The organism is Sporosarcina pasteurii (assembly GCF_041295575.1).
GTDB lineage: Bacteria > Bacillota > Bacilli > Bacillales_A > Planococcaceae > Sporosarcina > Sporosarcina pasteurii.
The window spans coordinates 20351-42525 of sequence record NZ_CP160452.1; the positions used below are offsets into that span (position 1 = coordinate 20351).

The 22175-nt window shown below is 42.2% G+C and carries 17 protein-coding genes, 1 tRNA gene, 2 rRNA genes, 1 other RNA gene and 1 other annotated feature; of the genes, 17 read left to right on the forward strand and 4 right to left on the reverse strand.

What is annotated here, in order from left to right; all coding sequences use genetic code 11:
• Positions 1 to 28: 28 nt before the first annotated feature.
• Entirely contained in the window at positions 29 to 1441 is a 1413-nt protein-coding gene (locus AB1H92_RS00070; protein ID WP_115363960.1) for a PLP-dependent aminotransferase family protein, read from the reverse strand.
• Between the two features lie 98 nt (positions 1442 to 1539).
• On the opposite strand from AB1H92_RS00070, the gene pdxS reads away from it, so the two are divergent.
• The 3 genes from pdxS to serS all read left to right on the forward strand — a co-directional run bounded on the left by pdxS (position 1540) and on the right by serS (position 4651).
• Complete coding sequence (pdxS, locus tag AB1H92_RS00075; RefSeq protein ID WP_115359611.1) at positions 1540 to 2385, forward strand: pyridoxal 5'-phosphate synthase lyase subunit PdxS; 846 nt, start codon at positions 1540 to 1542, stop codon at positions 2383 to 2385.
• A gap of 90 nt (positions 2386 to 2475) precedes the next feature.
• Positions 2476 to 3054, forward strand: coding sequence for an NUDIX domain-containing protein (locus AB1H92_RS00080; protein ID WP_115359612.1), 579 nt, complete (start codon positions 2476 to 2478; stop codon positions 3052 to 3054).
• Positions 3055 to 3099: 45 nt separating this feature from the next.
• Positions 3100 to 3318: a binding site (T-box leader), on the forward strand.
• A 58-nt stretch (positions 3319 to 3376) separates the two neighbouring features.
• Positions 3377 to 4651: a serine--tRNA ligase gene (gene serS, locus AB1H92_RS00085; protein ID WP_115359613.1), complete on the forward strand. Its 1275-nt coding sequence runs from the start codon at positions 3377 to 3379 to the stop codon at positions 4649 to 4651.
• Positions 4652 to 4684: 33 nt separating this feature from the next.
• Here serS and tadA read toward each other — a convergent pair whose 3' ends face one another.
• Positions 4685 to 5185, reverse strand: a complete 501-nt coding sequence (gene tadA, locus AB1H92_RS00090; protein WP_115359614.1) for a tRNA adenosine(34) deaminase TadA — start codon at positions 5183 to 5185, stop codon at positions 4685 to 4687.
• A 187-nt stretch (positions 5186 to 5372) separates the two neighbouring features.
• Here tadA and AB1H92_RS00095 point away from each other — a divergent pair, with 187 nt between their 5' ends.
• From AB1H92_RS00095 to AB1H92_RS00105, 3 genes are all read left to right on the forward strand, one after another.
• Entirely contained in the window at positions 5373 to 6008 is a 636-nt protein-coding gene (locus tag AB1H92_RS00095; protein ID WP_115359615.1) for a deoxynucleoside kinase, read from the forward strand.
• On the forward strand, positions 6005 to 6655 hold the full coding sequence (locus AB1H92_RS00100; protein WP_115359616.1) for a deoxynucleoside kinase: 651 nt from the start codon (positions 6005 to 6007) through the stop codon (positions 6653 to 6655). The genes AB1H92_RS00095 and AB1H92_RS00100 overlap by 4 nt, the downstream gene beginning before the upstream one ends.
• Positions 6656 to 6917: 262 nt before the next feature.
• The gene (locus AB1H92_RS00105) at positions 6918 to 7565 is read left to right on the forward strand and encodes a hypothetical protein (RefSeq protein WP_115363962.1); all 648 of its coding nucleotides are present in this window, start codon (positions 6918 to 6920) and stop codon (positions 7563 to 7565) included.
• 43 nt (positions 7566 to 7608) lie between these two features.
• Here the strand turns inward: AB1H92_RS00105 and AB1H92_RS00110 are convergent, their stop codons facing one another.
• Positions 7609 to 8979: an aspartate kinase gene (locus tag AB1H92_RS00110; RefSeq protein WP_115359617.1), complete on the reverse strand. Its 1371-nt coding sequence runs from the start codon at positions 8977 to 8979 to the stop codon at positions 7609 to 7611.
• Positions 8980 to 9253: 274 nt separating this feature from the next.
• On the opposite strand from AB1H92_RS00110, the gene AB1H92_RS00115 reads away from it, so the two are divergent.
• The 3 genes from AB1H92_RS00115 to thrB are packed head-to-tail and all read left to right on the forward strand — an operon-like array spanning position 9254 to position 12518.
• A complete protein-coding gene (locus tag AB1H92_RS00115; protein ID WP_115359618.1) occupies positions 9254 to 10552 on the forward strand; it encodes a homoserine dehydrogenase in 1299 nt (432 codons plus the stop codon).
• A complete protein-coding gene (gene thrC, locus AB1H92_RS00120) occupies positions 10552 to 11607 on the forward strand; it encodes a threonine synthase (RefSeq protein ID WP_115363964.1) in 1056 nt (351 codons plus the stop codon). Before AB1H92_RS00115 ends, thrC begins: the two co-directional genes overlap by 1 nt.
• A complete protein-coding gene (thrB, locus tag AB1H92_RS00125; RefSeq protein ID WP_115359619.1) occupies positions 11607 to 12518 on the forward strand; it encodes a homoserine kinase in 912 nt (303 codons plus the stop codon). The genes thrC and thrB overlap by 1 nt, the downstream gene beginning before the upstream one ends.
• 222 nt (positions 12519 to 12740) lie before the next feature.
• Here the strand turns inward: thrB and AB1H92_RS00130 are convergent.
• Positions 12741 to 12833: transfer RNA gene (locus AB1H92_RS00130), tRNA-Ser, on the reverse strand.
• Positions 12834 to 13334: 501 nt separating this feature from the next.
• On the opposite strand from AB1H92_RS00130, the gene ffs reads away from it, so the two are divergent.
• The 8 genes from ffs (at position 13335) to AB1H92_RS00170 (ending at position 22151) form a co-directional block, all read left to right on the forward strand.
• Positions 13335 to 13600: signal recognition particle sRNA large type (gene ffs / locus AB1H92_RS00135), an RNA gene on the forward strand.
• Positions 13601 to 13771: 171 nt separating this feature from the next.
• Complete coding sequence (dnaX, locus tag AB1H92_RS00140) at positions 13772 to 15538, forward strand: DNA polymerase III subunit gamma/tau (RefSeq protein WP_115359621.1); 1767 nt, start codon at positions 13772 to 13774, stop codon at positions 15536 to 15538.
• Positions 15539 to 15629: 91 nt separating this feature from the next.
• Positions 15630 to 15950 carry a YbaB/EbfC family nucleoid-associated protein gene (locus tag AB1H92_RS00145; protein WP_075526434.1) on the forward strand — a complete coding sequence of 107 codons (321 nt, stop codon included), beginning with the start codon at positions 15630 to 15632 and terminating at the stop codon, positions 15948 to 15950.
• A gap of 11 nt (positions 15951 to 15961) precedes the next feature.
• Positions 15962 to 16558, forward strand: a complete 597-nt coding sequence (gene recR, locus AB1H92_RS00150; protein ID WP_115359622.1) for a recombination mediator RecR — start codon at positions 15962 to 15964, stop codon at positions 16556 to 16558.
• A 22-nt stretch (positions 16559 to 16580) separates the two neighbouring features.
• Complete coding sequence (locus AB1H92_RS00155) at positions 16581 to 16793, forward strand: YaaL family protein (protein WP_115359623.1); 213 nt, start codon at positions 16581 to 16583, stop codon at positions 16791 to 16793.
• A 56-nt stretch (positions 16794 to 16849) separates the two neighbouring features.
• Entirely contained in the window at positions 16850 to 17113 is a 264-nt protein-coding gene (locus AB1H92_RS00160) for a pro-sigmaK processing inhibitor BofA family protein (protein ID WP_115359624.1), read from the forward strand.
• A gap of 341 nt (positions 17114 to 17454) precedes the next feature.
• Positions 17455 to 19009, forward strand: a 16S ribosomal RNA gene (locus AB1H92_RS00165).
• Positions 19010 to 19199: 190 nt separating this feature from the next.
• A 23S ribosomal RNA gene (locus AB1H92_RS00170) occupies positions 19200 to 22151 on the forward strand.
• The 16S and 23S rRNA genes sit together here, the layout of an rRNA operon.
• Positions 22152 to 22175: the final 24 nt, after the last annotated feature.

The following is a 22175-nucleotide window of genomic DNA, read 5'->3' on the forward strand; positions in this document are numbered from 1 at the left end:
CTACTAATTTAAAAAGATGAGAATCATATTATGAGTCTGGCTCTTTAGAGATACCCCAAGCAGCCATTAGTTTTTGAATACCGGTAATAATTTCTTCGTCAGTTAGTCCTCCAAAACCAATCAGAAAAGAAGGTGTACCGGTCTCTTTTTTAGTTCGATACGTGTTTAAACCATAAATACGTATGCCGGCTGAAAGAGCTTTCTCCGCTAAGCACTCTTCGTTATCATTTGTTTGCACGGTAATCGTAATATGCATACCCGTTTCTTCACCGTAATAAGTTACAACCGGTGCATAGGGAGTCAAAGTATCTATTAATGTTTGTAGCTTTCGTTTGTATATTGTCCGCATCCGATTTAAATGTCTTGAAAATTGTCCATCCCTCATAAAACGCGCTAAAATATGCTGATCTAAACGTGGGACAGTAGAAACATAATGAATAAAAGCATCTTGGTATCTTCTTAGCAAAACTTTTGGCAACACCATATAAGCTATCCGTAAAGAAGGCATTAGGGATTTAGAGAACGTACTGATGTATATAACATTTTCCCCGTTATCCATGCCATACAATGCAGGGATGGGGCGGCCTGTATAACGAAATTCACTGTCATAATCGTCTTCAATAATAAAACGATGCTCTTCCATTGAAGCCCAGTTTAAAAGTGCAATTCTACGTGCTGCTGAGAGTACTGTACCGGTTGGAAACTGGTGTGATGGTGTTACATAGGCTATAGATGCATCGACTTGTTGGAGTGCATCTACATCCATCCCTTCGTTATCTACAGGGATTGGGATAGCTTGCCGATTATTATGGGAAAAGACATGATGCGTTAATGGGTACCCAGGGTCTTCAATTGCAAAGGATGCATCTTCTCCTAAAATACGAATGACGAGTGGCATAAGCTGCTCTGTACCAGAACCGATAATAATTTGCTCAGGTGTACAATCGACCCCACGCGAGTGGTATAAATACTGGGCAATTTCTTGACGTAATTCAATATCGCCATGTGGATCGCCAAGCAGTAAAAGATGATTGGATGATTCATCGATGGTTTCTTTTGCAAACTTCCTCCACTGTGTAAAAGGAAAATTTGTCGTGTCTATATGACCGGGTGAAAAATCAATATCAATGGTTTCTTTTTTTATTGGAACAGGTTTGGAAGCTTCTTTCTTCGGTTGTACATAAGCAAGTTCATCAATTGCTTGAACGAAAAATCCTTTTCTTGGGCGTGATAAAATAAAACCTTCAGCGCTTAGCTGTCCATACGCTTGTTCAATTGTCGTCTGGCTGACGTTTAAAAACTCTCCTAATTTCCGTTTGGAAGGTAGTTTCATTCCAACTTGTAATTTACCGTGAATAATATCTTGTCGAATTTGGTTATAAATTTGCTCATACAACGGGATAGGTGTTTCTTTACTTAGCTCGATTAACAGCATATCAATATTCACTTTTATCTGACCCCTTCATTTTATATGAATCTGAGTATTTGAATCATGTCAATATCAATTATACTGAACAATAAGAAAAGGGGGAAGAATAAATGGATATGAAATATGGCGGCGTAATTATGGATGTAATTAATGGGGAGCAAGCAAAAGTAGCGGAGGCGGCAGGTGCAATAGCGGTTATGGCACTTGAACGCGTTCCGTCTGATATCAGAGCGGCTGGTGGGGTGGCACGAATGGCAGACCCACGTATTGTTGAAGAAGTACAAGCAGCTGTGTCAATTCCAGTGATGGCAAAGGCAAGAATTGGTCATATCTCGGAAGCCCGCTTGCTAGAAGCGATGAAGGTGGATTATATTGACGAAAGTGAAGTGTTATCTCCAGCAGATGATGAATTCCACTTATTAAAGAGCGACTATGAAGTGCCATTTGTTTGTGGAGCACGTGATTTAGGAGAAGCAGCGAGAAGAATTGGTGAAGGTGCAAAAATGCTGCGCACAAAAGGAGAACCAGGGACGGGCAATATTGTGGAAGCAGTTCGTCACTTACGAAAAGTGAATGCGCAAGTAACTAAACTCATTCATATGGATGAAGCAGAAATTATGACAGAAGCACGTATTCTAGGGGCACCCTATGAAGTTTTATTAGCGATTAAGAGAGCGGGTCGCTTACCAGTGACAAATTATGCAGCAGGCGGCGTAGCAACACCGGCAGATGCAGCGTTAATGATGGAACTAGGTGCGGACGGTGTATTCGTTGGTTCTGGAATTTTCAAATCAGAAAACCCTGAAAAGTTCGCGCGTGCAATCGTGAAAGCAACTGCAAATTATAGAGACTATGATTTGTTAATTGAACTCTCAAAGGATCTAGGAACGCCGATGAAAGGGATTGAAATGTCGGCGCTTGCTGAAAGTGAACGAATGGCAGCGCGTAGCTTATAAGAGTTCGCTTTGAACTGCAAAATTAGAGATAATAAATACCTACTCTACTCATGGTGGATTAGGTATTTTTTTAGTTGGAGGTTGGACGTAATGGAATGGATAAAAGTTTTTGATGAAAATTTCCAATGGATTGGTGAAGATACAAGAGAGAATGTTCACCAACAAGGAAAATGGCATGAGACGTTTCATTGTTGGTTTGTAGATAGACAATTTATTTACGTTCAAAAAAGAAGTGACGCTAAAAGTGACTTCCCATCTTTATTTGATATAACCGCGGCTGGACATTTAGAGGCGACAGAGAAAGTGGAAGATGGAGTTCGTGAAATTGAGGAAGAACTTGGCGTAAATGTCCAGTTTTCTCGATTAACTTCGGTTGGCGTCGTTCGCGATATAATTAAACTTCCGGGTTTTTGTGACTATGAGTTTGCGCATGTGTTTATATATGTTTCTTCATTTGAGCCAACTGACTTTATCTTACAAGAAGGGGAAGTGGATAGCATTCATGAAATAGAAAAAGAAGATTTCATTCGGCTATGCTCACAAGAAGTGAATAAAGTTAAGTGCCGTAACATAATGTTGGATACTGTTACAGAGATAGGATTGGACGATTTTGTTCCGCACCATTCAAGTTATTTTGAAGCGATTGCTAAAAAGTTAGCTTTTGTATAACTTGCGAATAAAGTGGCAATATAGTATGGTATATATAATTTAAATAGTAAGACGATGAAAGGAAGCAGTAGCAAGTCTGTTTTTTCATAGAGAGTCAGCGGGTGGTGGGAGCTGATAAAAACATTTGTGAATCCGTCCTTGAGTAGCTAGGCTGAACAACTAGTAAGTCTATGCCGGTCAGTTGAACCGTTATTTCAATGAAGTGAATCAGACAAAGTAGTCTGGTTAATTTGGGTGGCAACGCGGGTAGTTCTCGTCCCTTTTATGACAAGGGGATAGAGGGCTTTTTTTGTGTTCTAAAATAGTAAAGGAGGAAAATTGTATGTTAGATATTAAAAAACTACGCACAAATTTCGATGAAGTAAAAGAAAAGTTAGCAAGGTTAGGTGAAGACTTAACGGATCTTGATCAGTTTGGGGAACTTGATGAGAAAAGAAGAGAATTAATCGTTAAAACAGAGCAATTGAAGGCAGAACGTAATGAAGTATCGCAACAAATTGCGCAGATGAAACGCAACAAAGAAAATGCGGATGAAGCAATTTTACGTATGCGTGAAGTTGGGGAAGAGATAAAGGTTCTGGAAACAGCGCTACATGAAGTTGAAGAGAAACTGAATTATATTCTAATGCGTATTCCAAATACACCGCATGACAGTGTACCACAAGGGGATAGTGATGATGAAAATATAGAAATCCGTACGTGGGGCGATAAAACATCATTTACATTTGAACCGAAGCCACATTGGGATTTAGGAACGGATTTAAATATTTTAGATTTTGAAAGAGCAGCAAAAGTTGCTGGAAGCCGCTTTGTATTCTATCGTGGATTAGGGGCTCGTTTAGAAAGAGCGCTCATTAGCTTCATGTTAGACTTGCATGTTGATGAACATGGATATGAAGAGTTACTTCCACCGCAACTTGTCAATCGTACGAGCTTAACGGGGACGGGACAGTTACCAAAGTTTGCAGAAGACTTATTCCATGTTGAAGAAGAGGACTATTTCTTAATTCCAACTTCAGAAGTCCCAGTGACTAACTTCCATAGTGATGAAATTGTAGACGGCAGTAAGTTGCCAATTACATTTACTGCATATAGTGCAAACTTCCGTTCAGAAGCGGGCTCTGCAGGAAGAGATACGCGCGGGTTAATTCGTCAGCATCAGTTCAATAAAGTGGAACTTGTGCGTCTTGTGAAACCAGAAGATTCTTATGAAGAATTAGAAAAGCTAACAGGCCATGCGGAGAAAGTATTACAACTATTAGAGTTGCCTTACCGCGTTGTAAAACTTTGCACAGGAGATCTAGGTTTTTCATCCGCAAAAACGTACGACTTAGAAGTATGGATGCCAACGCAAAATGTGTACCGTGAAATTTCTTCATGTTCTAACTTTGAAGATTTCCAAGCGCGCCGTGCACATATCCGTTACCGTAAAGAGACTGGAGCAAAGCCTGAGTTCGTGCATACGTTAAACGGAAGTGGTGTAGCGGTAGGACGTACAGTAGCGGCTATTTTAGAAAACTATCAGCAGGAAGATGGTTCTGTTATTATTCCGAAAGCACTCCGTCCATATATGGGTGGAAAAGAAGTTATTAAGTAACAGGTGTGTAGACAGAAAAAAATCGTGCGAGCGTTATTCAACGTCTGGCACGATTTTCTTTTGTTGTTTTTTGCGTTCCCGAATCGCTCTGAAAAAGTCTGTTAGCATTTGACCACATTCATCCGCCAAAACACCTTCAGTTACTTCGGCTTCATGATTAAACCGTGCATCATTGAGTAATTCATAAAGAGAATGTACACAGCCGCCTTTCGGGTCGCGTGCGCCGTAAACGACTCGGGGAATACGAGATTGTATAATTGCACCGGCACACATAGGACAAGGTTCAAGTGTGACGTATAATGTTGTTTCTTCTAGTCGCCAACTACTCAAGACTTCACAAGCATCTTGGATAGCAGAGAGTTCAGCATGCGTTGTTGCATTTTGCGTTGATTCGCGTAAGTTATGCGCACGTGCAATGACTTGATCTTTATGAACAATAATTGCACCAATCGGCACTTCACCTAATTTTTCCGCTTTACGAGCTTCTGCAATCGCCATTCGCATATATTTATTGTCTTTTTCAAATGATGTCATCTGCATCGCTCCTTTGCTATATTGTAGCATGATTGCCGTATAATGAAGAAAACTTTCATAATCAGCGTCTTAAAACAGAAAAATCATCCACTTAAGAAAAATGTTCCACGTGAAAAAATATTAACTTCAATTCCCGATTGTGATAAGATAAAGTGCGTGCAATTAAGACGAGATAGGGGGATATCTGATGACTATTCCGTTTATAGCAGTTGAAGGGCCAATTGGCGTTGGTAAAACGACGCTTTCTAGGTCGATAGCGGAATCACAGAATTTCCAGTTGCTAAAAGAGATAGTTGAAGAAAACCCATTTTTGTCGAAGTTTTATGATGATATTGAAGCATGGAGCTTTCAGACAGAAATGTTTTTTCTATGTAATCGATATAAGCAATTGAGTGATATAAAAAAAGAAATACTTTCGAGTAATACACCAGTCGTTGCAGACTATCATGTGTTTAAAAACCTAATTTTTGCGAAGAGAACACTTGAGCAAAATGAATACGAGAAATACGAAGAAATCTATAAGATTTTAACGCGAGATATGCCTGCACCGAATATAATCGTTTATTTATATGCAAGTCAAGAAACACTGATGAAGCGCATCGCATTACGTGGGCGCGAATTTGAAAAAAATATGGATCCTGCATACTTAACTCAATTAGCAAATGACTATGAAATGTTTATTAATATATTTGAGGAAGCCAATCCACATATACCCGTGCTTAGATTTAATGGGGATCATTTGGACTTCGTGAATAAAAAAGAAGACATGGAATATGTGTTAACGAGTATTGTAGAAGTGATTCAAGGAGTGCAAGAAAGATGAACTTACGGGAAAAATATGGAATTCCTGAAAATGCAATTATTACGATTGCAGGTACAGTAGGCGCGGGGAAGTCAACGATGACCCAAGCACTGGCAGACGCATTAAACTTTAAAACATCGTTTGAACAAGTCGATGACAATCCCTATTTGGATCGCTTTTATGATGATTTCAAAACATGGAGTTTCCATTTACAAATTTACTTTTTGGCAGAACGTTTTAAAGAACAAAAACGGATTTTTGAAATGGGCGGCGGCTTTATTCAGGACCGTTCAATTTATGAAGATACAGGGATTTTCGCGAAAATGCATATGGAAAAAGGAACGATGGACCCAGTTGACTACGCAACTTATACGGACTTATTTGAAGCGATGGTTATGACGCCTTATTTTCCGCATCCAAATTTACTTATCTATTTAGAAGGATCTGTTGCGGATATTATCAGTAGGATTGAAGAACGCGGACGTCCGATGGAGCAGCAGACACCAATTGCGTACTGGGAAGAGATGCATGAGCGTTATGCTACATGGATTAACACTTTTGATGCTTGTCCTGTACTTCGACTCAATATTAAAGATTATGATCTACTTGAAAACCCGAATGAAATTGAAAATATTGTAAAGCAGATTGGACAGACGACAAATAGATAAAGTAGAAATACCATAACGGAAGAGGAAGGGGAGTATGACTTTCTTCTTCTTTTTTTTGAGAAAATCTTAGGTAAACTGATATTCTCGATTATAATTTCACCAACATAACCTCAATTGAATACGATACAGGACGCTCATCTTGCCTAATTTGATAAGCGATGTTAATAAGTGATGCTTAAGTTTGGCATAGAGAAAATGATAGAGGAGTGTTCGTAGAGTGTACTTTTATGCAAATGACTTTAATTCTCATCAAGAAAGAACCATGAACTTATCAAACTATTGGGGACCAAGCGTGAATTATACAGCTCCGGTCAGATATATTTTAAATACACCAGATCCTTATGGCAGACAGTTTATTAGTAAAGCAGAGGCGGATTATAAAACGATGAACCGCCTCCTTTGGGAAGAACATGTCAACTGGACGCGCATGACAATTATTAGTATCGTGTTTAAATTACCTGATTTAGATGAAGTGCAAGCACGATTATTAAGAAATGCGACGGATTTGGGGAATTGTTTAAGACCTTTTTACGGAGACCAAATTGCCGATAAATATGGAGAATTAATCAAAGAACATTTAGTGATTGCTGCGGAGCTAGTTACTGCCGCTGTGAATGGAGATACGGAAACTGCTGAAGAAAAAGAAAAGCAGTGGTATAGAAATGCGGATGAAATTTCGGTGTTTTTAAGCAGCATCAATCCATACATTCATCTAGAAGAGATTAGAGAAATGTTTTATATGCATTTAGCATTGACGAAACATGAAGCTGTCACGATGATTGAAGGAAATTACAAAGAAGATGTAGCGGTATTTGATGAAATTGAGGCGCAAGCATTAGAAATGGCAGATATGATTGCAGATGCTATTATTCGACAATTTCCGATGATGTTCGGGTATTATTCATACTAGAAAAAAATGAAAGGCACACCGTTTATGTTGGTGTGCCTTTCGTTTATGCTAGAACTTTTACTTTTTGGAAAAACTCCGTGTACAGCTCGCGCAAAATTTTATCCTCGTCTTTTTTATCAACGCCAAAGACGAGACTTACTTCGGAAGATCCTTGGTTAATCATTTCGATATTAGAACCAGTGCGTGCAATTGCTGTTGCAGCACGCGCTGTTAGTCCCGTCGCATGGCGCATCCCTTCTCCAACAAGAACAATCATGGAATAATCTGTTTCGCGGAAGTGAACGTCATCTGCATGAAGTTCTTCCTCAATGCGTTTAATAATTTTTAAGCGATTATCCTCAGTTAAATACTCATTCCGAATAATAACAGACATATTATCAATGCCAGAAGGTGTATGTTCGAAGGAAATTCCTTCATCTTCCAAAATTTGTAGTAAACGACGACCAAATCCAATCTCTTGGTTCATTAAATACTTTTCAACGAATAATGTTGAGAATCCGTTATCTGTTGCAATGCCGATTACTGGTTGTGCGGAATAATCGCGTTCACTCACAATCATCGTTCCAGGCGCTTCCGGATTGTTTGTGTTTTTAATACAAACGGGAACTGAGCGTAAAAATGCTGGCATCAATGCTTCGTCGTGAAAAACTGAGAAGCCTGCGTATGAGAGTTCACGCATTTCACGATATGTCATCTTACCGATTGCGGCGGGATTTTCAACAACTTTTGGATTGGCTGCGAAGACAGAGTCAACATCTGTAAAGTTTTCATATAGGTCTGCACGGACTGCAGCAGCGACTATTGAGCCTGTAATATCAGAACCGCCACGGTTAAACGTGCGAAGTGTTCCGCTTTTCGTATAACCAAAAAATCCTGGGAAGACAACAATTCCTTCTGCGTTCTTTAAGTTTTCGAGCTGTGCGTATCCTTCAGGTAATGCTTGGACTCGTTCAGGGCGCTCATTGACGAGTAAACCAGCTTTCTTTGGACAAGCGTATTGTGCAAGTATACCTACATGGTTAAAATAGGCGGCAATCAGCTTCGCATTATTATCTTCTCCGGCTGCCTTCATTGTATCCATAAACAAACTTTCATCATTAGACTTAGTTGCTAAGCGATTACGTAAATCATCTTCAATGACTTGAGCGATTGTGCTGTCGAGGCCAAGTTCTTCTCCTATCAAACGATATCGAGTGACTACATTTTCTAAAGCCGCTTCTACGTTTTTATTGTTAAGTGCAACATTTGCCAAAGTAATGAGCAAGTCTGTTACTTTTTCATCCTCAGCAAATCTTTTACCAGGTGCAGATACGACAATAATCTTCCTTGAATCATCACTTTTAACAATATCGACGACTTTTTTAATCTGTTCTGCCGTTGCCACTGACGTTCCACCAAATTTACACACTTTCATTTCCATCAAATCCTATCTTTTAATTATTTTTATTGGTAATATATAGATAATTCTAATTAAAAAGATGAAACTATGATCATCTAGGATCTTTCCAAAACGGCAAAGCCATGCCATTCGTCGCGATTTATCTGACTCCTAGCAAGGTTAGACAAAGTCTTCTATCCTTGTAAATATGAACAATTGGGGTTGTAAATCTGCTAGAACATCTTTATAATGTCTTTATACAGAGGTCAATTGTTTTTCTATAGTGTACACACAGCGAGGAGAATCGTCAATGGGAAATCAAATTAATATTGGTTTATTAGGTTTTGGTACTGTAGGTAGCGGTGTAGCAAAAATCATTTTAGAGCATCAGCAAGATTTGCATCATAAGTTAGGCACAGAAGTAAAAATTAAAAAAGTATTAGTAAGAGATATGACAAAGAAGCGGGAGACAGATTTACCTGCGGATGTCTTTACAGATGACATAGACGAAGTTTTGAATGACCCTTCAATCGATTTGATTGTAGAAGTAATGGGTGGTATGAATGGTGCGAAGGATGCGATTGAAGCTTCTTTACATGCTGGAAAAGGAGTCGTTACGGCAAATAAAGATTTGATGGCTGTTTATGGTCCTGAATTGTTGAGGCTTGCAGATGAAAATAAATGTGATTTATTTTACGAAGCGAGTGTTGGTGGTGGAATTCCACTTATTCGTACGATGGAGGATGGGCTCGCTTCTGACCGGATTAGTTCATTAACTGGGATTGTGAATGGAACAACGAACTTTATTTTAACGAAAATGAAACAAGAAAATATGTCTTATGAAGATGCACTTGCGGAAGCGATGGAACTTGGGTTTGCTGAAGCTGATCCATCCGCGGATGTAGACGGTATTGATGCGGCAAGAAAAATGGTTATTTTAGCGTCTCTCGCATTTTCTACTGAAGTGCAACTAGATGACGTGTTTGTGAGAGGGATGAAAGAAATACAAGACGGAGACGTTGATTTGGCGGAAAGCTTTGGTTATACAGTGAAAATGGCAGGTCATGCAGAGAAAGATGAAGACGGAATTGCCGTATCCGTAGAGCCTGTTTTCATTCCAAATACACACCCGCTAGCATCCGTTCATAATGAATATAATGCTGTTTATATCTACGGTGCAGCTGTAGGTGAAACGATGTTGTATGGTCCTGGTGCTGGTTCATTGCCGACTGCAACATCAGTAACTGCCGATGTGGTGGCAGCCTGCCGCAATTTACTACTTGGGATGAATGGAAAAAGACTTCATTCCCCGCAATATGAGCGGAAAGTAAAAAGTGATGATAAACGATTTTCAAGGTACTTTCATAGATTTTTAGTGAAAGATGAGGTGGGTGTATTAACGAGGTTGTCGGCCATTTACAGTAAGTATGGTGCAAGTTTGGCAACTGTTGTCCAGAATCCTGTAAATGACGAAGAGGATTCCGAACTTGTGTTTATCACACATAAGATGTCACGCCAACAACATCTGGACGTATTAGAAGAACTTGAAAATACAGATGTCGTATTAGCTGTATTAAGTCATTACCGTGTAGAAGGAGAGAAATCATGATGAGATGGAATGGATTGCTAGAACAATATAAAGAGTGGTTACCAATTACAAAGAATACACCAATGCTTACTTTACATGAAGGGAATACACCGCTTATCCATTTGTCTCGTCTATCTGAACAGTGGGGCATTAATCTGTATGTGAAAGTAGAGGGGGTTAATCCAACAGGTTCTTTTAAAGATCGCGGTATGGTCATGGCAGTAGCGAAAGCGAAAGAGGAAGGGAAAACGACTTTAATTTGCGCGTCCACGGGAAATACTTCTGCGTCTGCAGCGGCATATGGTGCTAGAGCAGGAATGCGCACAATTGTCGTTATTCCAGAGGGCAGAATTGCACTTGGGAAAATGGCGCAAGCAAAAATGTATGGTGCGGAAATCGTTGAGATTGAAGGGAATTTTGACGAAGCACTTAGAATGGTACGCGAAGCCGGAGAAGGAGAAGTTGCGCTCGTGAATTCGGTGAATCCGTACCGTTTAGAAGGACAAAAAACAATTGCGTTTGAAACGATTGATCAGCTTGGAAAAGTGCCGGATGTATTTGCACTGCCAGTTGGAAATGCCGGAAATATTTCGGCCGCTTGGAAGGGGTTTAAAGAATACGCGGATAAGAAAGGGACTGAATTACCAAAATTACTAGGTGTACAAGCAGATGGGGCAGCACCTATCGTTTACAACCGCGTATTTGAAGAACCTGAAACGGTGGCGACGGCAATCAGAATAGGAAATCCTGCAAGTTGGGAACTAGCAAACCGTGCACTCGAAGAATCGAAAGGAAATATTTTATCTGCAACGGATGAAGAAATTTTAGAGGCATATCAATTAATTGCTTCGCAGGAAGGTGTTTTTGCTGAGCCAGGTTCATGTGCGTCTATCGCAGGCGTGAAGAAACAAGTAGATGCTGGTGTGCTTGAAAAAGGCGCAACAGTTGTCGCAGTACTTACTGGAAATGGTTTGAAAGATCCTGACACGGCGATTCAAGTCAATGAAGACAAGGCATTGTTATCGCAGGAGGAGTTTGAAGAACTGCTTAATGAACTAAAGGCAGGGGTTCAATGATGTCAAATCCAGGATTTTCAGTCATCGTACCGGCCACTACCGCAAATTTAGGTCCTGGATTTGATAGTGTCGGCCTTGCTTTAGATCTTTATATGTCGGTGGACGTAACAGCTCACAGTGAATGGACAGTGATTTATGAAGAGGAAGCATTTCAAGGGTTGGTGTCAGATGAGCAAAATTTAATCGTTCAGACGATTATTGAAGTTGCTAAGAGATATCATAAAGAAATCGCTCCTTTACAACTTAGAGTAAAGTCTGATATCCCATTAGGAAAAGGATTTGGGAGCAGTGCTTCCGCAATCGCAGTTGGAATTGTAATCGCTGACCATCTATTAGAACTAGAGCTGACGGACAGAGATAAAGTTTTACTCGGCAGCGAACTAGAGGGACATGCAGATAATGTCAGTGCAGCTTTACTTGGTGGGGCTGTAATCGCTTATTTTGAAGCTGACGAGATTGACTATATTCACGTGAAACAGGTGGATGCAATGTTTGTAGTTCTCGTTCCGCCGAAAGAGTTTAAAACATCGGAAGCGAGAGGGCTATTGCCGAATGAATTGTCGCATGAAAAGGCGGTTCGCAGCAGTTCTGCGAGCGCCGTCTTAACGGTAGCACTAGCACAAAATGATTGGAAAACAGTCGGGAAAATGATGGAGAAAGATCATCTTCATGAACCTTATCGTAAAACATTGTTCCCACACTATGATGATATTCGTATGTTTTGTAAAGATGTTGGCGCATATGGAATGACGATTAGCGGGGCGGGCCCTTCTTTAATTGTGACAGTGGAAGAGGGGACTGAAGAGGAGATTGTCCAGGAGCTAACTTCAAGATTCCCGTATTATTATAGTTTTCCTGTTCGTTCGTCAAATGTCGGGGCGAATATTCAAAAACAAAATATGCCGATTTGATCTCTAAAAGCTACCTTGTTATGTGACCAAGGTAGCTTTTATAGGTTGTTCAAGAAATAATGCAATGTGGAGTGTTAATAATAAAGAAACTTTCAATATCATATGGGAAAACAAAAAAACACTCATTAAGAGTGTTTTTATTTTCAGTCTATTATTTGATAAGAAAAATTCGTTACCGTGTAACGAATTCAATCTCTAAATTTATGCGCTAATTTAAAATTATGGCGGAGGAAGAGGGATTCGAACCCCCGCGGGCTTTAACACCCCTGTCGGTTTTCAAGACCGATCCCTTCAGCCGGGCTTGGGTATTCCTCCGTAAGACAATTAATAATTTACCATGTAAAAAATATAATGTCAACAGTTTTCAAGAAAGATTTTTAAGAAACATTAATTAGAGTAAATCAGCCGTTTGAATATAAGGACAAGGATGCATGCTTGTTCTTTTATTTTGAAGGATATTGAAAACAATTTTCACATAGAAAAGTTCCTTCGTTATTAAGGTATGCTTTAATTTCAACCATTCCTTTTCGCTTTGGATAACGCATTTTCAAGAATACAACATCATCTCCTTTAATTTCAATACCACACTCGGAGCACTTAGGCGTTCGATTAAACATTCATATCACCTCATGAAAGTACTTTATATCTTTACTACGGATTGACTTCCAAAAAGTTTCGTTTATCTACAACAATATGTTCTTGTTCTAATTCTTTTCGTTGTATAGGAATAGAAATAACTTTGATAAAATGATTTATGATGAGTCATTTTAAATCACGTGTTGATTTTTCCGTTATAATTTAGTATACTAAGTATTGCCGTGCTAGGTGGGGGAATAGCGGAACCTTGTAACTTGCAATCCGCTCTAGCAAGACTGAATTCCTTCCCGAGGCTGTTCGAATGTATGGTCTGCCTCTTGCACGTAGTGTTGACGTTTGGGTCCTGCGCAATGAAAATCCATGAACCATGTCAGGTCCGGAAGGAAGCAGCATTAAGTGGAATCTTTCATGTGCCGTAGGGTTGCCTAGGCTGAGCTGGCGACAGGAGTAACGCATATGTTCGGCAGTCGGAGGAAGGTGCACGGCATTACATAGAATTATTCAAACTCGTTCAGGGATGGACGGGTTTTTATTTTGCTTAAAATTAAGAAGTAGCTCTGTAGGTTGAGAAATCAGGATAATAACAAATGTAATAGGATGGCATTTGTGCTACAATGGAAGTATTGAAAAAATGTATTCAAAAGGAGAGGTAAGTGTTGGTTTATCAAGCTTTTTATCGTGTTTATCGACCGCAATCATTTGCAGAAATGTCCGGCCAGCACCATGTGAAACAGACGCTTCAAAATGCCCTCCTTCATAATAAAACGACGCATGCATATCTTTTTTCAGGACCGCGTGGAACTGGAAAAACGAGTGCAGCAAAGATTTTCGCGAAAGCTCTCAACTGTGAAGAAAGAACGACGAACGAACCGTGTAATGAGTGTCCGACTTGCATCAGTATAACGGAAGGTTCTAATACAGATGTAATCGAATTTGACGCGGCATCAAATTCGCGAGTAGAAGAAATGCGAGAAATTATTGAAAAGGTTCGATTTGCACCGTCCAATTCACGGTTTAAAGTATATATTATTGATGAAGTTCATATGTTATCGAATTCGGCATTCAATGCTTTGTTGAAAACACTTGAAGAGCCACCTGAGCATGCCGTGTTCATTTTGGCAACGACAGAACCACATAAGTTGCCGTTAACGATCATTTCAAGGTGTCAGCGATTTGACTTTAAACCGCTTACTTCATCTGATATTATTGAACGCATGGAAATTGTCCTTCAAGACGCACAAATTGAGTCTGATGAAGGGACCTTGAAGGTTATTGCGCAAGCGGCCTCTGGTGGTATGCGTGATGCATTAAGTATGTTGGATCAGGTTGCTTCCTTTAGTGGAGATAGTTTGTCGGTAAATGATGCATTACTTGTGACAGGCGCAATTGGAGAAGATATTTTTTATCGATTGGCGAAAGCGCTGCAGGAAAAAGATGCAGGTACTACGTTGTCTCTTTTAGATCAGTTAATTGCAGAAGGAAAAGACGTTTCACGACTAGCGGAAGATTTAATTACGTTTTTCAGAGACCTCCTGCTTTTACGTACTGCACCAAACTTGAAAGATCTACTGGAACTTGTGTCGGCAGATAGTCGTTTTGAGGAGTTAGCCAAGGAATTTGACCAGGACACGCTCTATTCATTTATTGACATATTGGCAAAGACACAACAAGAAATGCGTTTTTCAAATCATGCAAAAGTCTATGTAGAGTCAGCTCTTTTAAAAATGATTCATTTAGAGCCACAAATAGCCTCGATACAATCTAACTCGCTTGCCAATGAAAATCCTGATTTGGTGAATAAAGTAGAACAATTGGAACGTACAATTACTCAACTGCAACAACAAATCCAGTCAGGAGTCCAAGTGAATCCTGGTGAGTCAAATGCACCACAACCAAGAAGGAATGCATCAAAGTCATCGCAATCTATTCGAATTCCAACAGGTAAAATTAATGAAGTATTAAAGGCTGCAACAAAACAAGATATCCAAGCAATTCGGGAAAATTGGGCGGGTATGTTGCAAATGTTGCAGAAATCACATGCAGCTCTTCTAGATGAAGCGGAACCAGTTGCAGCATCTGCGGACTCGTTTGTGTTAAAGTTTAAATACGAGATCCATTGTTTAATGGCTTCCGAAAATCCATCTTTACGAGCAGGTTTAACGGACGCCCTCAACTCTAGAACGGGAAAGCCGTATGAAGTGATCTATGTTCCTGAGGAATCATGGCTCAAAGTTCGGTCTGACTTTATTCGAAATCATGGGCTTGAGAAACAAGGTGACAACGCGGGCGAAGAAAACGAAGAAAGAGTCGCGGGTGAAATGATGGACTTTTTAAAAGAAGCAGAACAAGAAGTTGCTGATCCAATTGTAGCGGAAGCTGAGAAGATTTTCGGCAAGGACTTTATTGAAGTACACGATGATTAATCGATATAGTACCGAAAAATTTCATTTCGACTTATTATAGAAGAGAAGAAATTTTTGAGAAGGTAAAACCAAAATTGAGGAGGAAATTGACATGCGTGGTATGGGAAATATGCAAGGTATGATGAAGCAAATGCAAAAAATGCAAAAGAAAATGGCGGAAGCACAAGAGAAACTAGGGGAAGAGCGTCTCGAAGGAACTGCTGGCGGCGGTATGGTCAAAGTGACGGTTTCAGGAGATAAAGAAGTATTAGAAGTTGTGATTAACCCAGACGTAGTCGATCCAGAAGATGTAGAAATCTTACAAGACTTAGTAGTGATTGCTACAAACGAAGCAATGAAAAAAGCGGATGAATTAACGAACTCAACAATGGGACAGTTCACGAAGGGGCTAAACCTACCGGGAATGTTCTAGGAGGAATCAGCATGCATTATCCAGAACCAATATCTAAGTTAATTGATAGTTTTATGAAATTGCCAGGCATCGGTCCGAAAACAGCGGGCCGACTGGCGTTTTTTGTATTAGAAATGGAAGAAGATACTGTTTTAGATTTTGCAAAGGCGCTCGTGGATGCGAAGCGGAATTTACATTTTTGTTCAACTTGCGGACATATTACAGACGTAGATCCATGTCATATATGTCAAGATAAACAGCGTGATCGTTCACTTATATGTGTTGTACAAGATCCAAAAGACGTAATAGCAATGGAGAAAATGCGAGATTACCAAGGCCTTTATCATGTTCTCCATGGTGCTATCTCTCCAATGGATGGGGTTGGACCAGAAGATATAAATGTTCCATCTCTTTTAACGCGCTTGCAAGATGAGGAAGTCGAAGAGTTGATTCTAGCTACAAATCCAACAATTGAAGGTGAAGCAACGGCCATGTATATTTCTAGATTAGTGAGACCTTCAGGCATAAGAACGACAAGAATTGCACATGGGTTACCGGTTGGTGGAGACCTTGAATATGCAGATGAAGTTACATTATCTAAAGCGCTCGAGGGACGCCGAGAACTATGATGTGAAAAAAGGGGCGGTGTCTATGTTTAAAAGGAAGAGTAAGCTAAAAAGAATATTTGACGACAAGTTACGATCGTTAATGACGGAAACAAGAGATGAATGGGAACAAGCGAAGTTCATTGAAAATCATCTTGATGATTATGATCAAGAAGTTTTTATACGGCGTAAAATAACAGAGAGCAAACATTTCTATCTATATAAGGAAGCAAAGGCAAGAAACTTAGGTAGAGACTAATATATTTTCTTTTGGTTGCGTATGATGGAGCATTCACATAAAAAGGAGTGTTCCTCATGAAAGCAGCCATTAGTATTTTTATCGCGAGTTTTGTGTTGTTTCTATTGGTAATGGACAAGAAGCGTGTGAAAAGTATCTTCGAGTTCATTTCAATCTATTGGTTCCGTCTTGCATTTTCCTTTCTAGCTCTTTTTATTTTAAACGTAGTCGCTGGTTTCTTTGGTGTTTATGTCCCGGTTAACATTGTATCGGGGCTTGTTATTACGATACTTGGCATTCCAGGTCTCGCTTCAATTTGTGTGATTGCATTTATTTTATAAATAGGGGTTGCATTCTAAAAAAGAAGGTGGTATAGTTATTAACGTTGCCAATTCGAGCAACACAAATAACGAAAACAACTAAAAAAGAAATTCAAAAAAGTTGTTGACATCGAGTTTGATACTTGATATGATATAAGAGTTGCTTCGGGAGAACGAAAGAAGCAGTCGGAAGAAACGGTGAAAGATTTCTTCTATAATATGAACCTTGAAAACTGAACAGCAAAACGTCAAGATATAACAACTACAAATCAACTTGTTGGTTTGTAGGAAACGAATCTTCGGATTCAAAATTGGACATCTTAATGATGCCAGCAAAGAAATCGAGCTAATCGAATTTCTCTATTATGGAGAGTTTGATCCTGGCTCAGGACGAACGCTGGCGGCGTGCCTAATACATGCAAGTCGAGCGAACAAAGGAAGAAACTTGTTTCTTCCTTTGTTAGCGGCGGATGGGTGAGTAACACGTGGGCAACCTGCCCTGCAGTTGGGGATAACTCCGGGAAACCGGGGCTAATACCGAATAATCAGTTCCTTCGCATGAGGGAACTCTGAAAGACGGCTATGCTGTCACTGCAGGATGGGCCCGCGGCGCATTAGCTAGTTGGTGAGGTAACGGCTTACCAAGGCGACGATGCGTAGCCGACCTGAGAGGGTGATCGGCCACACTGGGACTGAGACACGGCCCAGACTCCTACGGGAGGCAGCAGTAGGGAATCTTCCACAATGGACGAAAGTCTGATGGAGCAACGCCGCGTGAGCGAAGAAGGTTTTCGGATCGTAAAGCTCTGTTGTGAGGGAAGAACAAGTACAGGAGTAACTGCCTGTACCTTGACGGTACCTCATTAGAAAGCCACGGCTAACTACGTGCCAGCAGCCGCGGTAATACGTAGGTGGCAAGCGTTGTCCGGAATTATTGGGCGTAAAGCGCGCGCAGGCGGCCTTTTAAGTCTGATGTGAAAGCCCACGGCTTAACCGTGGAAGGTCATTGGAAACTGGAAGGCTTGAGTACAGAAGAGGAAAGCGGAATTCCACGTGTAGCGGTGAAATGCGTAGAGATGTGGAGGAACACCAGTGGCGAAGGCGGCTTTCTGGTCTGTAACTGACGCTGAGGCGCGAAAGCATGGGGAGCAAACAGGATTAGATACCCTGGTAGTCCATGCCGTAAACGATGAGTGCTAAGTGTTAGGGGGTTTCCGCCCCTTAGTGCTGGAGCAAACGCATTAAGCACTCCGCCTGGGGAGTACGGCCGCAAGGCTGAAACTCAAAGGAATTGACGGGGACCCGCACAAGCGGTGGAGCATGTGGTTTAATTCGAAGCTACGCGAAGAACCTTACCAGGTCTTGACATCCCGTTGACCGGTATAGAGATATACCTTTCCCTTCGGGGACAGCGGTGACAGGTGGTGCATGGTTGTCGTCAGCTCGTGTCGTGAGATGTTGGGTTAAGTCCCGTAACGAGCGCAACCCTTGACCTTAGTTGCCAGCATTCAGTTGGGCACTCTAAGGTGACTGCCGGTGACAAACCGGAGGAAGGTGGGGATGACGTCAAATCATCATGCCCCTTATGACCTGGGCTACACACGTGCTACAATGGACGGTACAAAGGGTTGCCAACCCGCGAGGGGGAGCTAATCCCATAAAACCGTTCCCAGTTCGGATTGCAGGCTGCAACTCGCCTGCATGAAGCAGGAATCGCTAGTAATCGTGGATCAGCATGCCACGGTGAATACGTTCCCGGGTCTTGTACACACCGCCCGTCACACCACGAGAGTTTGTAACACCCGAAGTCGGTGGGGTAACCCTTTTGGGAGCCAGCCGCCGAAGGTGGGACAGATGATTGGGGTGAAGTCGTAACAAGGTAGCCGTATCGGAAGGTGCGGCTGGATCACCTCCTTTCTAAGGATATTTAACGGAATGAAGAGAAAGTTCTCTTCAACTTGACGTTTTGCGTTCAGTTTTGAAGGTTCATTCATTTGAACTTTCATTACTTGTTCTTTGAAAACTGGATAAAACGACATTGAAATAAACACAAATGTAGTAATGTATGAATCAATTGTTGTATATCGCTATACAACGTTGGTTTTAAGGTTAAGTTAGAAAGGGCGCACGGCGGATGCCTTGGCACTAGGAGCCTATGAAGGACGGCACTAACACCGATATGCTCTGGGGAGCTGTAAGTAAGCATTGATCCAGAGATTTCCGAATGGGGAAACCCACTGTTCGTAATGGAACAGTACATATACGTGAATACATAGCGTATATGAGGCACACCCGGAGAACTGAAACATCTAAGTACCCGGAGGAAGAGAAAGAAAATCGATTCCCTGAGTAGCGGCGAGCGAAACGGGAACAGCCCAAACCAGGAAGCTTGCTTCCTGGGGTTGTAGGACACTCTATACGGAGTTACAAAGGAATGCATTAGATGAAGCGACCTGGAAAGGTCTGCCATAGTGGGTAATAGCCCCGTAATCAAAAGTGTATTCTCTCCAGAGTGGATCCTGAGTACGACGGAACACGTGAAATTCCGTTGGAATCCGGGAGGACCATCTCCCAAGGCTAAATACTTCCTAGTGACCGATAGTGAACCAGTACCGTGAGGGAAAGGTGAAAAGCACCCCGGAAGGGGAGTGAAATAGATCCTGAAACCGTGTGCCTACAAGTAGTCAGAGCTCGATGCTGTTTCTTCGGAAACAAGCTGAGTGATGGCGTGCCTTTTGTAGAATGAACCGGCGAGTTACTGATTACATGCAAGGTTAAGCAGAGAATGCGGAGCCGCAGCGAAAGCGAGTCTGAATAGGGCGTTTTAGTATGTAGTCGTAGACCCGAAACCAGGTGATCTACCCATGTCCAGGGTGAAGGTAAGGTAACACTTACTGGAGGCCCGAACCCACGTATGTTGAAAAATGCGGGGATGAGGTGTGGGTAGCGGTGAAATTCCAATCGAACCTGGAGATAGCTGGTTCTCTCCGAAATAGCTTTAGGGCTAGCCTCAAACGTTAGAATCTCGGAGGTAGAGCACTGTTTGGACTAGGGGCCCATCCCGGGTTACCGAATTCAGACAAACTCCGAATGCCGATGATTTTTGTTTGGGAGTCAGACTGCGGGTGATAAGATTCGTAGTCGAGAGGGAAACAACCCAGACCACCAGTTAAGGTCCCCAAGTATTCGTTAAGTGGAAAAGGATGTGGCGTTGCCCAGACAACCAGGATGTTGGCTTAGAAGCAGCCACCATTTAAAGAGTGCGTAATAGCTCACTGGTCGAGTGGCGCTGCGCCGAAAATGTACCGGGGCTAAACGAATCACCGAAACTGTGGATTGACACCTTTGGTGTCAGTGGTAGGAGAGCGTTCTAGGGGCGTCGAAGCTAGACTGTAAGGACTAGTGGAGCGCCTAGAAGTGAGAATGCCGGTATGAGTAGCGAAAGAAGGGTGAGAATCCCTTCCACCGAATGCCTAAGGTTTCCTGAGGAAGGCTCGTCCGCTCAGGGTTAGTCGGGACCTAAGTCGAGGCCGAAAGGCGTAGACGATGGACAACAGGTTGATATTCCTGTACCACCTCCCCGCCGTTTGAGTAATGGGGGGACGCAGTAGGATAGGGTGAGCGCACGGTTGGTAATGTGCGTCTAAGCAGTAAGGTGTGAAACGAGGCAAATCCCGTTTCTATAACATTGAGCTGTGATAGCAAGGGGAATTTTCCCCGGAGTCCCTGATTTCACGCTGCCAAGAAAAGCCTCTAACGAGGCGGGAGGTGCCCGTACCGCAAACCGACACAGGTAGGCGAGGAGAGAATCCTAAGGTGATCGAGAGAACTCTCGTTAAGGAACTCGGCAAAATGACCCCGTAACTTCGGGAGAAGGGGTGCTCTGATAGGGTGTTAAAGCCCGAGAGAGCCGCAGTGAATAGGCCCAGGCGACTGTTTAGCAAAAACACAGGTCTCTGCAAAACCGTAAGGTGACGTATAGGGGCTGACGCCTGCCCGGTGCTGGAAGGTTAAGGGGAGAGGTTAGCGCAAGCGAAGCTTTGAACCGAAGCCCCAGTAAACGGCGGCCGTAACTATAACGGTCCTAAGGTAGCGAAATTCCTTGTCGGGTAAGTTCCGACCCGCACGAAAGGCGTAACGATCTGGGCACTGTCTCAACGAGAGACTCGGTGAAATTATAGTACCTGTGAAGATGCAGGTTACCCGCGACAGGACGGAAAGACCCCGTGGAGCTTTACTGCAACCTGATATTGAATTCTGATGCAGTCTGTACAGGATAGGTAGGAGCCTTTGAAACCGGAGCGCCAGCTTCGGTGGAGGCATCGGTGGGATACTACCCTGACTGTATTGGAATTCTAACCCATGCCCCTTAGCGGGGTAGGAGACAGTGTCAGGCGGGCAGTTTGACTGGGGCGGTCGCCTCCTAAAGAGTAACGGAGGCGCCCAAAGGTTCCCTCAGAATGGTTGGACATCATTCGTAGAGTGCAAAGGCATAAGGGAGCTTGACTGCGAGACCTACAAGTCGAGCAGGGTCGAAAGACGGGCTTAGTGATCCGGTGGTTCCGCATGGAAGGGCCATCGCTCAACGGATAAAAGCTACCCCGGGGATAACAGGCTTATCTCTCCCAAGAGTTCACATCGACGGGGAGGTTTGGCACCTCGATGTCGGCTCATCGCATCCTGGGGCTGTAGTCGGTCCCAAGGGTTGGGCTGTTCGCCCATTAAAGCGGTACGCGAGCTGGGTTCAGAACGTCGTGAGACAGTTCGGTCCCTATCCGTCGCGGGCGCAGGAAATTTGAGAGGAGCTGTCCTTAGTACGAGAGGACCGGGATGGACATACCGCTGGTGTACCAGTTGTCTTGCCAAAGGCATAGCTGGGTAGCTACGTATGGACGGGATAAATGCTGAAAGCATCTAAGCATGAAGCCCCCCTCAAGATGAGATTTCCCATTACGCAAGTAAGTAAAATCCCTCAAAGATGATGAGGTTGATAGGTCCGAGGTGGAAGCATGGCGACATGTGCAGCTGACGGATACTAATCGATTGAGGACTTATCCTTAAATACATTGCGGTTTGTTGTATT

Excerpts from the sequence above, each read along its gene's own strand:
- AB1H92_RS00115 (WP_115359618.1), top strand. The coding sequence starts at position 9,254 with ATGGGAAATCAAATTAATATTGGTTTATTAGGTTTTGGTACTGTAGGT.
- AB1H92_RS00155 (WP_115359623.1), top strand. The coding sequence starts at position 16,581 with ATGTTTAAAAGGAAGAGTAAGCTAAAAAGAATATTTGACGACAAGTTA.
- AB1H92_RS00100 (WP_115359616.1), top strand. The coding sequence starts at position 6,005 with ATGAACTTACGGGAAAAATATGGAATTCCTGAAAATGCAATTATTACG.
- tadA (WP_115359614.1), bottom strand. The coding sequence starts at position 5,185 with ATGACATCATTTGAAAAAGACAATAAATATATGCGAATGGCGATTGCA.
- AB1H92_RS00145 (WP_075526434.1), top strand. The coding sequence starts at position 15,630 with ATGCGTGGTATGGGAAATATGCAAGGTATGATGAAGCAAATGCAAAAA.
- thrB (WP_115359619.1), top strand. The coding sequence starts at position 11,607 with ATGTCAAATCCAGGATTTTCAGTCATCGTACCGGCCACTACCGCAAAT.
- thrC (WP_115363964.1), top strand. The coding sequence starts at position 10,552 with ATGAGATGGAATGGATTGCTAGAACAATATAAAGAGTGGTTACCAATT.
- AB1H92_RS00110 (WP_115359617.1), bottom strand. The coding sequence starts at position 8,979 with ATGAAAGTGTGTAAATTTGGTGGAACGTCAGTGGCAACGGCAGAACAG.
- pdxS (WP_115359611.1), top strand. The coding sequence starts at position 1,540 with ATGGATATGAAATATGGCGGCGTAATTATGGATGTAATTAATGGGGAG.
- serS (WP_115359613.1), top strand. The coding sequence starts at position 3,377 with ATGTTAGATATTAAAAAACTACGCACAAATTTCGATGAAGTAAAAGAA.
- AB1H92_RS00080 (WP_115359612.1), top strand. The coding sequence starts at position 2,476 with ATGGAATGGATAAAAGTTTTTGATGAAAATTTCCAATGGATTGGTGAA.
- AB1H92_RS00160 (WP_115359624.1), top strand. The coding sequence starts at position 16,850 with ATGAAAGCAGCCATTAGTATTTTTATCGCGAGTTTTGTGTTGTTTCTA.
- recR (WP_115359622.1), top strand. The coding sequence starts at position 15,962 with ATGCATTATCCAGAACCAATATCTAAGTTAATTGATAGTTTTATGAAA.
- AB1H92_RS00105 (WP_115363962.1), top strand. The coding sequence starts at position 6,918 with ATGAACTTATCAAACTATTGGGGACCAAGCGTGAATTATACAGCTCCG.
- AB1H92_RS00095 (WP_115359615.1), top strand. The coding sequence starts at position 5,373 with ATGACTATTCCGTTTATAGCAGTTGAAGGGCCAATTGGCGTTGGTAAA.